General features: G+C 46.7%; 11 protein-coding genes. 8 read left to right on the forward strand and 3 right to left on the reverse strand.

Features of this window, described 5'->3' with window-relative positions; translation table 11 throughout:
• Positions 1 to 314 precede the first annotated feature (314 nt).
• The 5 genes from KO501_RS05115 (at position 315) to KO501_RS05135 (ending at position 5,385) form a co-directional block, all read left to right on the forward strand.
• Positions 315 to 1,652, forward strand: coding sequence for a CmpA/NrtA family ABC transporter substrate-binding protein (locus tag KO501_RS05115; RefSeq protein ID WP_252728203.1), 1,338 nt, complete (start codon positions 315 to 317; stop codon positions 1,650 to 1,652).
• A gap of 22 nt (positions 1,653 to 1,674) precedes the next feature.
• Positions 1,675 to 2,667, forward strand: a complete 993-nt coding sequence (locus tag KO501_RS05120; protein WP_216028573.1) for an ABC transporter permease — start codon at positions 1,675 to 1,677, stop codon at positions 2,665 to 2,667.
• Positions 2,668 to 2,685: 18 nt separating this feature from the next.
• Positions 2,686 to 3,534, forward strand: coding sequence for an ABC transporter ATP-binding protein (locus KO501_RS05125; protein ID WP_216028574.1), 849 nt, complete (start codon positions 2,686 to 2,688; stop codon positions 3,532 to 3,534).
• Between the two features lie 103 nt (positions 3,535 to 3,637).
• Positions 3,638 to 4,825, forward strand: coding sequence for an alginate export family protein (locus KO501_RS05130; protein WP_252728204.1), 1,188 nt, complete (start codon positions 3,638 to 3,640; stop codon positions 4,823 to 4,825).
• Positions 4,825 to 5,385, forward strand: a complete 561-nt coding sequence (locus tag KO501_RS05135; protein ID WP_216028576.1) for a molybdenum cofactor guanylyltransferase — start codon at positions 4,825 to 4,827, stop codon at positions 5,383 to 5,385. The genes KO501_RS05130 and KO501_RS05135 overlap by 1 nt, the downstream gene beginning before the upstream one ends.
• Positions 5,386 to 5,427: 42 nt before the next feature.
• Here KO501_RS05135 and KO501_RS05140 read toward each other — a convergent pair whose 3' ends face one another.
• The 3 genes from KO501_RS05140 to ccoG form a co-directional block, all read right to left on the reverse strand.
• A complete protein-coding gene (locus KO501_RS05140; protein ID WP_216028577.1) occupies positions 5,428 to 6,051 on the reverse strand; it encodes a thiol:disulfide interchange protein DsbA/DsbL in 624 nt (207 codons plus the stop codon).
• A gap of 132 nt (positions 6,052 to 6,183) precedes the next feature.
• Positions 6,184 to 7,191 carry a serine/threonine protein kinase gene (locus KO501_RS05145; RefSeq protein ID WP_216028578.1) on the reverse strand — a complete coding sequence of 336 codons (1,008 nt, stop codon included), beginning with the start codon at positions 7,189 to 7,191 and terminating at the stop codon, positions 6,184 to 6,186.
• The gene (gene ccoG / locus KO501_RS05150; protein WP_216028579.1) at positions 7,160 to 8,596 is read right to left on the reverse strand and encodes a cytochrome c oxidase accessory protein CcoG; all 1,437 of its coding nucleotides are present in this window, start codon (positions 8,594 to 8,596) and stop codon (positions 7,160 to 7,162) included. The genes KO501_RS05145 and ccoG overlap by 32 nt, the downstream gene beginning before the upstream one ends.
• 247 nt (positions 8,597 to 8,843) lie before the next feature.
• On the opposite strand from ccoG, the gene KO501_RS05155 reads away from it, so the two are divergent.
• The 3 genes from KO501_RS05155 (at position 8,844) to KO501_RS05165 (ending at position 14,693) form a co-directional block, all read left to right on the forward strand.
• Positions 8,844 to 9,209, forward strand: coding sequence for a hypothetical protein (locus KO501_RS05155; RefSeq protein WP_216028580.1), 366 nt, complete (start codon positions 8,844 to 8,846; stop codon positions 9,207 to 9,209).
• A gap of 182 nt (positions 9,210 to 9,391) precedes the next feature.
• On the forward strand, positions 9,392 to 9,925 hold the full coding sequence (locus KO501_RS05160; protein ID WP_216028581.1) for a DUF3016 domain-containing protein: 534 nt from the start codon (positions 9,392 to 9,394) through the stop codon (positions 9,923 to 9,925).
• Positions 9,926 to 10,223: 298 nt separating this feature from the next.
• The gene (locus KO501_RS05165; protein ID WP_216028582.1) at positions 10,224 to 14,693 is read left to right on the forward strand and encodes an ExeM/NucH family extracellular endonuclease; all 4,470 of its coding nucleotides are present in this window, start codon (positions 10,224 to 10,226) and stop codon (positions 14,691 to 14,693) included.
• Positions 14,694 to 14,728 lie beyond the last annotated feature (35 nt).

Genomic DNA, 14,728 nt, shown 5'->3' on the forward strand with positions numbered 1-14,728 from the left:
CACGAGGCCTAAGATATTCACTACAGTTTTTAATAACTAACTGAAAAATATGATTAATTAATATTGGCACTGTTGATGCTTTATATAAATTAAGCGGCAGCATAAAAGAATAAAAACGCTTTCAAGCGTACCAAGCTGTCACCACAACATTATGATTCATACATCTTAGGATGTACGGCAACGAAGCCCACCAGGTTAATGGTCAAACATTAACCTGGTGGGTTTTTTTTTGGCTAAGAGGAATACACATGAATGCGTTAACACCCTTACGCGGTTTAACCCACAAAGTAAAAACGCTGGCGTCAGCGCTGGTAATGTCAATTACCTTAACGGGGATAAGCTCGCCTTCAATGGCGGCAGATAAAATCGACTGGCCAGAAAAAGAAGAACTCAAATTTGGTTTTATTAAACTGACTGACATGGCGCCGCTGGCCATTGCGTACGAAAAAGGTTTCTTCGAAGATGAAGGCTTGTACGTCACCCTAGAAGCCCAAGCAAACTGGAAGGTGTTACTTGACCGCGTCATCGATGGTGAACTCGATGGCGCCCATATGTTGGCCGGTCAACCCTTAGGTGCCACCATTGGTTTTGGTACCGAGGCCCATATCATCACTGCATTTAGTATGGATCTCAACGGCAATGGCATTACGGTTTCCAACGAGATTTGGCAGCAAATGAAAACCCATATGCCAATGGAAAATGGCAAGCCGGTGCATCCAGTGAAAGCCGATTACCTAAAACCTGTGGTAGATAAATACCGTGATGAAGGTAAAGCGTTTAAAATGGGCATGGTATTCCCCGTTTCTACCCACAATTACGAACTGCGCTATTGGTTAGCCGCCGGTGGTATTCACCCCGGTTACTACGCCCCCCACAAAGGTGATACATCAGGACAAATAGACGCACAAGCTCTGTTGTCTGTAACCCCTCCGCCGCAAATGCCAGCCACCATGGAAGCCGGCACTATCTATGGCTATTGTGTTGGTGAGCCGTGGAATCAGCAAGCGGTGTTTAAAGGCATTGGCGTGCCGGTGATCACGGATTACGAGATTTGGAAAAATAACCCAGAAAAAGTATTTGGCGTAAGTAGTACCTGGGCAGAAAAGTACCCTAACACCCATTTGCGAGTGGTTAAAGCCATGATCCGAGCTGCCATGTGGTTGGATGAAAACAACAACGCAAACCGTCCTGAAGCGGTAAAAATTCTAGCTAAAAGCACCTACGTAGGGGCTGATGAAGCAGTGTTGGCAAACAGTATGACTGGCACCTTCGAATACGAGAAAGGGGATAAGCGAGAGGTACCGGATTTCAACGTATTTTTCCGCTATAACGCCACCTATCCTTATTACAGTGATGCCATTTGGTATTTAACCCAGATGCGTCGTTGGGGGCAGATTCCTGAAGGAAAACCCGACAGCTGGTATATGGATATGGCGAAGAAAGTTTACCGTCCTGATATCTATGCCGTGGCGGCAAAAGCTTTAATTGCTGAAGGTAAAGCGGATGCGGCAGACTTTCCTGACTTTGACACAGAAAGCGGCTTTAAACCGCCACAAAAAGAGTTTATCGATGGGGTGACTTATGACGGAACCCAGCCTAATGCCTACCTTGAGAAATTTGGGATCGGCCTGAAAGGCGACACGGTTCTTTAATTACTAGCACAGGGATATAACTATGAGTAAGTCAGCGTCTTTGGTGACATCTATCGGACAGTTTAAAGAAGGAGGCTCGGGCAAAATATTGCTGAGTAGCCTGCAGGCCTTGCTACTACCACTAATTGGACTTTTATTGTTCTTGGCAGTGTGGAACGGGGTGGCAAAATCCATTGATACCTCGTTAGGACAGTTTCCTGGCCCGGCCCAAGTTTGGACCCAGGCGCTGACACTGATTGATGAACACAGTGCCCAGCGAGAACAGGCTGAGGCTTTTTATACCCGTCAGGAAGCGCGAAATGCGGCGCGAGTAGAACAGGATCCGTCTTACCAACCTAAGGTGCGTCCTTTCACCGGTGCGCCCACCTTTTTCGACCAAATCTGGACAAGCCTCTATACCGTGATGATTGGTTTTTTGATTGCCTCGGTAATTGCGGTGCCGGTGGGGATCCTTTGTGGATTAAGTAAGTCGGCTTACACCGCCATTAACCCCCTTATCCAGCTTTTTAAGCCCGTATCGCCATTAGCCTGGTTGCCGTTAGTTACCATGGTGGTCAGTGCCCTTTATGTGTCGGACGACCCCATGTTTTCAAAATCCTTTGTGACGTCTGCTTTTACCGTGTCGTTATGTTGTCTGTGGCCCACATTGATCAACACGGCGGTGGGGGTATCGAATATAGAAAAAGACTTGGTGAACGTGAGCCGAGTATTGCGTCTTAAGCCGCTAACCCACCTGACCAAAATTGTACTACCGGCTTCCATTCCTATGATTTTTACCGGCTTACGTTTGTCGTTAGGGATTGGTTGGATGGTGCTTATTGCCGCAGAAATGCTGGCGCAAAACCCAGGGCTAGGAAAGTTTGTTTGGGATGAGTTTCAAAATGGTAGTTCCGAATCCTTAGCGCGCATCATGGTGGCTGTGCTTACCATTGGTGCCATTGGTTTTGTATTAGACCGTTTAATGTTATCGCTCCAGCGAAAAGTTAGCTGGGATAAAAATAGCGTACTGCGCTGATCCACAGGAGAATTGACCATGACAGGAAAACACCTTGAACTGACACAGGTAGGCATTGACTTTCCTACCCCAAAAGGTCCTTTCACCGCACTGAAAGACGTTAACTTAAAAATCAATAAAGGAGAGTTTATTTCTCTTATTGGTCACTCTGGTTGCGGTAAGTCCACCGTATTGAATATTGTGGCGGGCTTACATCAAGCCACCAGTGGCGGCGTTATTCTCGATAATGCCGAAGTAAAAGAGCCCGGCCCAGAGCGCGCGGTGGTGTTTCAAAACCACTCTTTGTTACCTTGGCTAACCGTGTATAAGAACGTTGAGTTGGCCGTAAAGCAAACCTTGCGGGGAAAAACCAAAGCGCAAATTCGCCAGTGGGTGATGCACAATCTTGAATTGGTGCACATGACCCATGCCGCAGATAAGCTGCCATCGGAAATATCCGGTGGTATGAAGCAACGGGTAGGGATAGCCCGCGCCCTGGCGATGGAGCCCAAAGTGCTGCTGATGGATGAGCCTTTTGGGGCCCTTGATGCCTTAACCCGTGCCCATTTACAAGATTCACTGATGGAGATCCACGCCGATCTAGGCAATACGGTGATCATGATCACTCACGATGTGGATGAAGCCGTATTGTTAAGTGATCGCATTGTGATGATGACCAATGGTCCAGCGGCGACGGTGGGAGACATTCTGGACGTTAAACTACCTCGACCCAGGGATCGTTTGGCATTGGCGGATAACCCAGAATATAACCATTACCGCCATGAAGTGCTCACCTTCCTGTATGAAAAACAGAAAAAGATTGAGCCGGTAGGGAAAAGATCGAGCACAAAAAAAACGCCATCGTCAAATAAATCCGACGCGGCTTAAAATTTCATAAAACACTAAAAAACAAAGGGATAGCCTTGTCAGCAGCATGAGGCGGGCTAGATCTGTCTTAAAAACAGAGGAACACATAATGAAACGAGCAGCCATGTACCCACGCACTGTTATTGCCATTGCCCTTACCGGTGTCTTATTTCCTGCCACTGCAGCAGATTGGTATGATGCGATGAAAGAAACCACGGCCCATGCGGATTTCCGTTTGCGCTATGAATCGGTGGATCAGGATAACGCCCTAAAAGATGCCGATGCGTTGACGTTGCGAACCTTGGTTGGCATTACCACCGGAAGTTACAATGGGTTTTCACTGACCACTGAGATAGAAGACGTTCGCATTGCCTTTGGTCAGGGAGATTACTCAGTTCCTCCTGCGAATTACAAAAGCGGTGAGTATTCGGTGATTGCTGATCCTGAAACCACCGAGCTACACCAAGGGTTTGTGCAATTTAAGCAGGATGGCTTTACGGTTAAAGCAGGGCGTCAAATCATTGCTTTAGATGGCCATCGCTTTGTTGGTCATGTGGGATGGCGACAGGATTGGCAAACCTTTGATGCTGTGACGGCAAAATACAGTGAAGAGAATTGGTCGGTATTTTACGGATTTATTGGCCAACGTAATCGTATTTTTGCCGAGGATGGCGATTTAGACAGTAAAGATCATTTGTTTAATGGAACCTATAATTCATCGATAGGTAAATTTACTGCCTATGCCTATTTACTCGAAGTGGATAATGATACCGACAATGGGTTAGATACTTATGGTATTAGCTACAGTGGTTCCATGGCCACAGACAGCGTAAAATGGCTCTACAGTGGCGAATATGCCACCCAAAGCAGCGACAGTGGTGAAAGCAGTTATGATGCTGATTACCTTAAATTGGAAGGAGGCGCCGTGGTGTCCGGCATCACAGGTAAGGTCACTTATGAAGTGCTGGGCTCTGACGATGGAGGGTATGGCTTTGCCACGCCCTTAGCCACACTGCATAAATTTAACGGTTGGACAGATCAGTTTCTTACAACGCCTGCCCAAGGTTTGGAAGATCTAGTCTTCTCACTTAGCGGCAAGCTTGGTGGCGGGGCTTGGACCTTGGCCTACCATGATTTTGAGGCTGACAAGGCCAGTGCTGAAATCAGTGACTTAGGTAGTGAATTTAATGCGCAATATGTGACTAAGGTGGCAGAACACTTTTCTCTCGGTGTGAAGTACGCTAGCTATTCTGCCGGTGATATCAATGTAGATACTGACAAGTTATGGGTTTGGATAGGCACTAAATTCTAATGCATACGGTGGGGTTTGTACTTTGTGGTGGGGCGTCATCTCGTATGGGGGAAGATAAATCTTCCCTTATCTTTGATGGCGAGACCTTGTTGTCTCGGGCCCGCCGTACCTTAGCTCGTGAATGCGACACTGTGTACAGTGTGGGCAAAGCGGGGGCCGATATCATTGATGAGAAGCCCCTTGCTGGTCCCGCCTGGGGCATATTGTCCGCCATAGAAAAGCTTCATAGTAATCAGCCTACCCGTATTGTGATCATGCCGGTGGATATGCCTTTGTGTGCATCGATGGCGATAAAAACCTTACTTTGTGCCAGTGAGGGGCGCCAGCGCAGTGTCTATGCTGAAAAATATTTACTGCCCTTGGTGCTTATTAGCGAGGTGGGAGCCTTAGCCAAAATAAAGCGGGTATGCGCAAAAGAACAATCCTTGTCGGTGCGTTTTTTGTTGTCTTTATTTGCTGCCTTGCCGGTTTCCATGGATAGGTTTCCTAGCACTACCTTCATGAATGTGAACAATAAAGAGGATTGGCAGCGATTGCATCAAGTTAGTCAAAACCAATAAAAAACGCGCCATCAAGGCGCGTTTTTTGTCATTGGGGCAAACTTATTGTTTCGTTAACCAGACGATGAGATCTTTAACATCATCCATAGACATGTCGCGGGTAAAGGTTGCTTGATAACGACCATTGATAATAAATGTTGGCGTACCATGTACTGCACTACGGTAATCTTCCAGCATTTTGTTATTTTTCTTCACCATGCTGTTAACACCAAAGCTGGCGGCTAATTTATCAAATTCAGCAGGATCTACATCATTCACCACATACAGGTTTTTAAGATCGGCTAAACTGTTAACCGGTGCCCGTTGTTCGTGGATATACTTAAAAATAGCGGTGTTGAGCTTATCTTCTTGCTTCATTGCCCGGCCAATCATCATGGCCCGTGTGGCAGCATCTTGGGTTTCAGTGGAAGCGCCACCCATGAAGTTAACATGGATTTTGGTAAACTTAGTCCCTTCTGGTAATGACTTTTTGATTTCAGCAACCAACGGTTCGAACCGGTAGCAGTGACCACACCAAAAAGAAACAAATTCATATACTTCTGGGGTTTTTGTCTCGGGCTTATCGAGCACGGTATAGTGTGTACCTTCTTTCCATTTAACGTCATCAGCACAGGCCTGCAAAGGGATGAGCAACGCCGTTAAAAGAAATAATGCAATTTTTTTCATTGTTCGAACTTCCGTCATACGTTTTTAAAAGCAAAAAAAAGAGTAACACAGAGGGGCAAATAGCACTAGTCAACGGGATAAATCGCAGCCATTGCAAGATAATCGCACCCTTGTTTTTGTTAACCATTCCCCTCAAAAGCCTAATTTTAGCGGCGGCTCATACAGGGCGGCCATTTGCTCCTTTAGTGCGAGAATTTGTCCTTCCCAATATTTGTCTTCGGCAAACCAAGGAAAGGCTCGAGGAAAGGCCGGGTCTTGCCAGCGCTGAGACAGCCATGACATATAGTGCACCATGCGCATGGCGCGAAGGGGCTCGATTAAACTAAATTGGCTATTATCAAAGTGATGAAACTCTTCGTAGGCTTCAATCAGCACATCTAATTGCAGTAACTGTTGCTGGCGATCTCCACAAAGCATCATCCAAAGATCCTGCATGGCCGGCCCCATTCTGCAATCATCTAAATCCACAAACATGGGGCCATCTCGCCACAAGATGTTGCCTGGATGGCAATCTCCATGAAGGCGTATTAGCGACGTTGCTTTGTAACGGGATTGGGTTTCCGCAATTAAGGGGTCAAGAATAGCAAAAAATGCCGTTTGCAGGTGGCTTGGCAGCAGTGTGCTAGATGTGAGTATCTCGCGAGGCTTTTCTAAAAAGCTCTTAGGATCCAATTGAGGGCGACTGGCAAAGGGTTTGCTTTGGGCAACGCGATGGATGCGACCAATAAACCGTCCCATCCACTCTAATTGGTCGATGTTGTCTACTTCAAACTGGCGTCCACCCACCGATGGAAATACCGCAAAACGAAATCCACAGGCATGGTGAAGGGTTTTTCCCTCTATGGCTAAAGGCGCAACCATGGGGATGTCCGCGGCGGCTAATTCCTGGGCGAAATCGTGTTCTTCTAAAATTTGTTCGTCACTCCAGCGGTGAGGACGATAAAATTTGACCACCAATCGCTGTCCATCTTCGGCTTTGAATTGATAGACCCGATTTTCGTAACTATTAAGTGCCAGCAAACCGGATTCAGGATAAATCCGGCAGCTTTCCAAGGCATCTAACACGGTATCCGGACTGAGCCCGGAAAAAGCAAAATCCGTTGCTTGGTTAGTCTCGGTAGAGGTATTTAGTTGGTTCATTGACTTCCACAACATTACCCTCGGCGTCAGTGGTACTTACCCGAAAAGAGATCTCGGTTACCGCCTCGCTGAGGTTTTTGGGTGAGGTTTCCACAGATAGTGGCATACTGAAGACTTCTCCGCCACCCACAGTCACTTCTGTTTCACCCAAAATGTTGTAACTCGCTAACCCTTCTATTTCGATGTTGTAGGTGTGGCGATCCTGAGATTTGTTCAAGATCTTAATGGTATAGACATTTTCCACGTTACCCCGTCCGTTCTCTCGGTAAAGCGAATTGCGGTCACGGATCAAATCCACCGCAAGGGGCACTCGAGTCACAATATCAGCCACTAAAAAACCAATCATTAACAACAGCACAATAAAGTAGCCCACCAGTTTTGGCCTTACAATATGGGTTGTGCCGCCAGATAAACGTTCTTCTGAAGTAAAGCGAATGAGGTTTTTGGGATAATTCATTTTTTCCATCACCCCGTTGCAGGCATCCACACAGGCACCACAATTTATGCATTCGTATTGTAATCCATTACGAATATCAATACCGGTGGGGCAGACCTGAACGCACAGCTGGCAATCGATGCAGTCACCTAAGTTTTTCTCGGCCAAGGCATCATGACTGAGCTTTCTTGGCCGAGGGCCCCGTTTTTCGCCACGATTAAAATCGTAAGAAACAGTAAAGGTGTCTTTGTCGAACATGGCAGATTGAAAGCGGGCATAAGGACACATGTGGGTACACATGATTTCTCGCATCCAGCCAGCATTGCCGTAGGTGCAAAAAGTAAAAAAGAGAATAGAAAAAACCGCCCAAAAACCGGCATTAAACGTGAAAAAATCAATAAAAAGTGCGCCAATGGGGGTGAAGTAGCCCACAAAAGTGAGTGAAGTAAGTAGCGCAATGGCAAGCCAGGCGAGGTGCTTAAGGGTTTTGCGGATGAATTTATCCCCATCCATGGGGCGTTCATCAAGCTTTATACGCTTGTTCCGGGGGCCTTCGATTTTTTCTTCGCACCAGATATACATGTATACCCAGGTAGTTTGGGGGCACATAAAACCGCACCAAACCCTACCGGCAAAGGTGGTAATAAAAAATAAAGCAAAGGCGCCAACAATAAAAATATAAGCTAAAAGGGTGAGATCCTGGGGCCACAATGTTAACCCAAAAATAGTGAACCTCTGCTCCATGATATCCAGCAAAATGGCTTGATGACCGTCATATTGTATCCACGGAAAGACGGCAAATACGGCAAGAAAAATGAAACCAAAAAAGCGTCGAAAGTTCTCAATAGGCCCTTTTACGGCCCGAACATAGATCTGGCTACGAGCCGATTGGCGTTGTTTGCCGCTACCGCCAGCGGGCTTATGCACTTTTACCGGCGTAACGTCTTTAACCTGAATGTGTTCGCTCATGAAAAACCTTAACTGGCACAGGAGTAATTTTAGCGGGCAGTATAACAACAGATGTGTCAGTCGTATTAATATAGATCAATCAACAGATAGACGTAATACTACTCTGGCTTATAAAACTTAATAAATAAGTATGAAAAATAATCTATTTTTTTCCCAATTCACTGAGTACAGTACGCTGCTATAAGTATTCCGCCTAGCCCAAAACATAAAAATATGGCGCATAAATGACGTAGAGGAAGCAGAAATTATGTGGCGCAGTATCGTGGTTTTATTTGAAATTGCAGCACTGATTACAGTGCTTAGACTCCCTTTTGTCCAATACCTTTTTGAAGATGTTCATGAGGAAGTGGCACAGTGGTACGAAAGTATTGCCACCTGGCAAGAAAAAAGAGAATTGTCTGTTTTAGAGCGGCTCACTGCGTCACAGCGTGAAAAGCTTAGGCCGTTTCAACAAGAGTATATTGACGATATACTCAGCAGTCGTGCCAAAATCGCCTCGTTTCACCAGACCTTTTGTATTACCGATAACATCAATCCGTTTATTCATGGCGCAGAGCTGGCTCAATTTTGCAGTGCCATTGACAGTACTCACTTACTCGCAGCCAATCATTAGCCATTTTTACATTGGTTCAGCTTCGGTTCATCCGCGCCAAGATAAAGTTTAATTAGGTTAAATAGCGGGAACTGCCCGTTTTATATTGGCTCTAACCCTATAGGTTCGCCGGTATTCATGTGCATACACTACATGCGCATAAAAACCGGTGGTTGTGATGAATTTGTGAGGAGACTTATAGCATGGTCAAACTAGTGAAAAACAGCGCATTGTGCTTTTTTGTGGCTGCCCTCGCTGTATCAGCTAATGCTTATTCTGCAACTGCCGAGGTAACGTGGCAAGCGCCGGATGACTACACTGACGTTCGCGCAGCAAACGAAAATCGGGCCCGCTTTAAAGAACGTACATTCAAAACCCTTGATGAGTATTTTGCTAAATTAGCTGAAAAGCTCCCTGAGGAGCAAACCTTGGTTATTACGGTAACGGATCTTGATCTCGCTGGCCAAGTTTGGCCAAGCAGTTTTGTTTTTGGTAATGGCATGGGGTCGGATGTGCGCATTATCAAACGGGTGGATATTCCCCGAATTGTATTTAGCTATACGTTGAAAGATGGCGCGGGCAACGAAATAAAAAGTGCTAATGTAAACCTCAAAGACATGGGCTTTTTAGAAAATTCACGTCTGGTCGCACAAAGTGATAACTTGGCTTACGAAAAAGCCATGATTAAAGACTGGTTTCGTGACGAAATGGCCGATGTAACGGTTAAAAATCTCTAATATCTTCTCTTTTTTATGGCGTTTTCGGTGTGATAAAACGCCATATTCCTTGCATAATCTTCTTCGTTAAATACGGCAATATTGCTTTTTTATTCGTCCATTGATGGATTTTCTTTGTGTTTGAGGGGCATTCCCTCTTGCTTATCATTTGTGCATCCCTTACTGCGCCTGACCTACAGACCATCTGGTCAAAAAAGTGGCACGATCGGTCAAAAAGTTGTCATTTCTTTGTAGTAAATTCTTTATACTCTTAAACTGCACTTTGGGACAGTTACTAATAATAAGCAGGAGCATAATAATGAAATCACTCATCCTGTTTCCACTCGCACTCGGTATGTCTGTGTCTGCCATTGGCAGCGAATTACTTATCAGTCAGTACGTTGAAGGAAGCAGTAACAACAAAGCAATAGAGATCTATAACCCCACGGAACTGCCGGTTACCCTCGACAGTTATACCTTATCTTTCTATTTCAATGGCAACGAGGCTGCGGCTGCTAACATTGGTTTGTCTGGCACATTGGCCGCAAAAGACACGCTGGTAATCGCCGATGATAATGCGAGTTCGGCGCTATTGGCGCTCGCAGATATGACCTCGTCCCAGAGTTTTTTTAATGGTGACGATGCCATTGTACTGACCGACGACACCGGCGTTGTCCTCGACAGTATTGGACAGGTTGGCGTTGATCCCGGCTCCTCTTGGGGCAGCGGAAGCATAACCACTGCCAACGATACCTTGGTGCGCCTAGCCACGGTGGTAAGCGGTGATACAAATATTTTTGACGCTTATACCACCAGTGAATGGACAGGTTTGCCGCAAGATGATTATACCGGACTCGGCAGCCACAATGTGGACGACAGTGGTGACGATGGCGGCGATGGTGGCGGCGATGGTGGCGGCGATGAGGGTGGTGATGATGACCCCCTCGATGGAGTGTGTACCAATTGCCCAGAGTTAGACAAAGTGGCTGATGCCAGTACCTTTGATGCCTCTATTTATTATGCCGCGGTACAAGCCGAAATCGATGCTGGGGCCAGTGAAGCGGTGATCCGCCAAGTATTAAGCGACACTATTTCAGGGCAACGGGTACTAACCTACACCCAGGTATGGACCGCATTGACCGAAACCGACGAAGATCCTGACAACAATAACAATATCGTGTTGATTTACTCGGGTAACTCCATTCCCAAAGCCAACAATGGCTCTGGTGCTGATTCTAGCCAACCTGATTACTGGAATCGTGAACACAGTTGGCCAAAAAGTCACGGCTTTGATAGCAGTGGTTATGAAGCCTACACGGATATTCAGCATCTACGGCCTGCCGATATTACGGTGAACAGTAGCCGTGGTAATCTCGATTTTGATGACAGTGATAGCCCGTTAGCTGAAGCGCCAGAAAACCGGGTAGATGGCGATTCCTTTGAACCTCGCGATGCGGTGAAAGGGGATGTGGCGCGTATGATGATGTACATGGATGTGCGTTATGAAGGGGCCGGAAGCGACAGCACTCCAGATTTAGCCCTCGTTAATGAAATCACATCCACCGGAGAGCCCGAATTAGGCATGTTGTGCACACTGCTTTCATGGAGTGATGCCGACCCTGTTGATGAAACTGAAATTCGTCGACAAAATGCTATCTATGAATATCAGGGAAACCGCAACCCCTTTGTTGATCACCCTGAATGGGTAAGCTTGTTCTATTCACAAGACACCTGTGGTGATACAAGTGAAGAGGAAGAAGAAGAAGTCGATCCTATTCCTGAGGCAACGGGCACGCCCGCAATTATGCTTACCGGCGTGTTTGATGGCCCTCTAAGTGGCGGTGTTCCCAAAGGCATTGAGTTATATGTCACCCGAGATATTGACGATCTCAGTGTTTGCGGCGTGGGTAGTGCCAACAATGGTGGTGGTTCTGATGGCGAGGAATTCACCTTCCCATCTGATTCAGCCTCCGCCGGCGACTTTTTGTATATCGCTAGCGATACCGATGGCTTTATGGCCTTCTTTGGCTTTGCTCCCGATTACGTAGCTAGCAGCATGTCCATTAATGGTGATGATGCTATCGAAGTCTTCTGTGATGACGAGGTGGTAGACTTATACGGTGATATCAACACCGATGGTACTGGCGAAGCTTGGGATTACCTCGATAGCTGGGCTTATCGCGTAACCGGTGGGCCGTCTGCAACCTTTGATATTGGTCAGTGGAATGTCGCTGGCACCAATGCACTGGATGGTGAGTCTGATAACACTACCGCAGCAACACCTATTCCGTTAGCGACTTATATTCCGCCAGCCACAGAGTTGTTTTTCTCTGAATACATTGAAGGATCTGGCAATAACAAAGCCGTGGAAATCGTTAACTTAGGGCTAACCGAGGTTGACCTGAGTGACTACGATGTACAGATTTTCTTTAATGGAAGCGTGACCGCCGGACAAACCATTGCTCTGTCAGGTACATTGGCCGCAGGCGATGTGTACGTGATTGCCCATAGCAGTGCTGATACAGAGGTGCAGGTAGAAGCCGACTTGCTATCTGGCAGCTTGGCGTTCAACGGTGACGATACGGTATTGTTACGCAATGACGGTACCGTGGTGGATAGTATCGGACAGATAGGCGTTGATCCGGGCTCTGCCTGGACCAGTGAAGGTGTCAGTACGCAAAATGCCACACTGGTGCGCAAAGCCACCATTACCGGGGGTGATGAAAATGCCGATGATACCTTTGATCCAAGCTTAGAGTGGGATGGCTATGCCAGCAATACGTTCGATTACTTAGGTAGCTACCTTCGTGATGAAACTGAAACCGTGGATTTAGGTTTCTGCGGCGAAAATGCCACCTTGATCAGCACGATTCAAGGTTCAGGTAGTGCTTCTCCCATAAGCGGTCTGGAAGTGGCTATTGAAGCCATTGTTACCCACGTCACCCCTGATCTTGATGGATTCTGGGTGCAGGAAGAAGGGGCCGATGAAGATGGCGACCCATTAACTTCTGAAGGGGTGTTTGTAGCTGGCTCTGATCTACTTGATTCTGTTAGCGAAGGCGATCTCGTTCGGCTTGCTGGTAATATCAGCGAAGAATTTGGACGTACTACGATATCGGCCACATCTGAAGTGCTTGTGTGTGGTTCGGGAAGTGTAGCGCCTACTCTGATTGCTCTGCCGATGAGTGATGCTGACGAGTTTGAAAAATACGAAGGCATGTTGGTAACCAGTAGTCAAAACTGGGTTATCAGTAACGTTTATGCTTACAGCGATTTTGGCGAAATTTGGGTATCTACCGAGCGCTTGTTCACACCAACCCAGTTGTATGCGCCAGGTTCCACCGAAGGCGCTGCGTTAGCACAAAGTAATGGGTTAGATTTACTCATTATTGATGACAATGCCGATGGCTATGCTGAATCGTGGATGTTGCCAGTAGAAGGGTTTTCTCCTTCCAACACCATTCGTTCAGGGGATCTTATCACCGCGGTTACTGGGGTGATGGATTATGGTTACTCTGCTTATCGCATACGTCCGATATCTACGCCTACCTTGGTGGCGGATAACCCACGTACTGAAGCGCCCGAGCTTTCTGATGGTAATCTGAAAGTAGCGAGCTTCAACGTGTTAAATCTGTTTAATGGTGATGGCCTAGGGGAAGGTTTCCCCACCGAACGTGGTGCCACTACCTATGAAGAGTATCAACGTCAATTAACTAAAATTGTTAAGGCGTTGGTTGCCATTGATGCCGATGTAGTGGGCTTGCTAGAACTGGAAAACGATGGTTTTGATAGTAATAGCACCCTGGCACAGTTGGTCGATGCGTTAAACACGACCATGGGTGCTAACACCTATGCATATGTGGATGCAGGCGTAGAGCAACTGGGTACGGATGCAATTACCTCCGGTATTATTTATCGCCCAGGTAGCGTTACCCCTGTGGGGTCACCTGAAGTGCTGACGTCTGCCAATAGTATTGTGGATGACGAGGGCGCCTTGTTCGATGATTACGGAAACCGTCCGTCATTGGCACAGCTGTTTACCCATAATGAATCCGGTGAAAATTTTGCGGTGGATGTGAATCACTTAAAATCTAAAGGCAGTAGCTGTGGTGAAGGCGATGATAGCGTCGAGCAAGGTAACTGTAATCTGACACGGACTCGCGCAGCAACCGGACTTGCGGCTTGGTTGCAAGAGACCTTTGGCGATACCGCTACCATCATGCTGGGTGACTACAATGCTTATGCCCAAGAAGATCCGGTACAGGTATTAACCGGTGAAGGGTATGTGAATACCGTGGCGCAAATCTTTGGTTCACAAGCTTATAGTTATAGCTTTGATGGACTCGCGGGCACCTTGGATTATCAGTTTGTTAACGATACCGCCTTAGCTTGGTTAGTGGATGTCACCGAATGGCACATCAACAGTGATGAGCCTGAAATCTTCGATTACAACGAAGAATATAAAGACGAGACCTTCCTTAACGAACTGCTATATCGTGCCTCAGACCATGATCCGGTAATTGCTACCTACATGCTGGTATCGGAAAGTGGCACCTTAACCGGTGACTGGGATGGCGACGGTGATGTGGATAACGACGATATTCGTGCTTTCTTGCTTGCCTTATTTGCAAGAGAAGATATTGATATGTCGTTTGATTTGAACGGTGACAATAGCATTAGCAGTAGCGATATTGCGGTGATGCGTACCTTGTGTACCCGTGAAGATTGTGCAACCAGTGATGGTGACGATACCACCACAACAAGCACACTGTCTTTGTTCAGTCGGTAAGTGGTGGTAAAAAACCAATACCATTAAAAATAAAA

It is taken from the genome of Alteromonas sp. C1M14, from assembly GCF_018860965.1.
Lineage (GTDB): Bacteria > Pseudomonadota > Gammaproteobacteria > Enterobacterales > Alteromonadaceae > Alteromonas.

Excerpts from the sequence above, each read along its gene's own strand:
- KO501_RS05115 (WP_252728203.1), top strand. The coding sequence starts at position 315 with ATGTCAATTACCTTAACGGGGATAAGCTCGCCTTCAATGGCGGCAGAT.
- KO501_RS05120 (WP_216028573.1), top strand. The coding sequence starts at position 1,675 with ATGAGTAAGTCAGCGTCTTTGGTGACATCTATCGGACAGTTTAAAGAA.
- KO501_RS05125 (WP_216028574.1), top strand. The coding sequence starts at position 2,686 with ATGACAGGAAAACACCTTGAACTGACACAGGTAGGCATTGACTTTCCT.
- KO501_RS05130 (WP_252728204.1), top strand. The coding sequence starts at position 3,638 with ATGTACCCACGCACTGTTATTGCCATTGCCCTTACCGGTGTCTTATTT.
- KO501_RS05135 (WP_216028576.1), top strand. The coding sequence starts at position 4,825 with ATGCATACGGTGGGGTTTGTACTTTGTGGTGGGGCGTCATCTCGTATG.
- KO501_RS05140 (WP_216028577.1), bottom strand. The coding sequence starts at position 6,051 with ATGAAAAAAATTGCATTATTTCTTTTAACGGCGTTGCTCATCCCTTTG.
- KO501_RS05145 (WP_216028578.1), bottom strand. The coding sequence starts at position 7,191 with ATGAACCAACTAAATACCTCTACCGAGACTAACCAAGCAACGGATTTT.
- ccoG (WP_216028579.1), bottom strand. The coding sequence starts at position 8,596 with ATGAGCGAACACATTCAGGTTAAAGACGTTACGCCGGTAAAAGTGCAT.
- KO501_RS05155 (WP_216028580.1), top strand. The coding sequence starts at position 8,844 with ATGTGGCGCAGTATCGTGGTTTTATTTGAAATTGCAGCACTGATTACA.
- KO501_RS05160 (WP_216028581.1), top strand. The coding sequence starts at position 9,392 with ATGGTCAAACTAGTGAAAAACAGCGCATTGTGCTTTTTTGTGGCTGCC.
- KO501_RS05165 (WP_216028582.1), top strand. The coding sequence starts at position 10,224 with ATGAAATCACTCATCCTGTTTCCACTCGCACTCGGTATGTCTGTGTCT.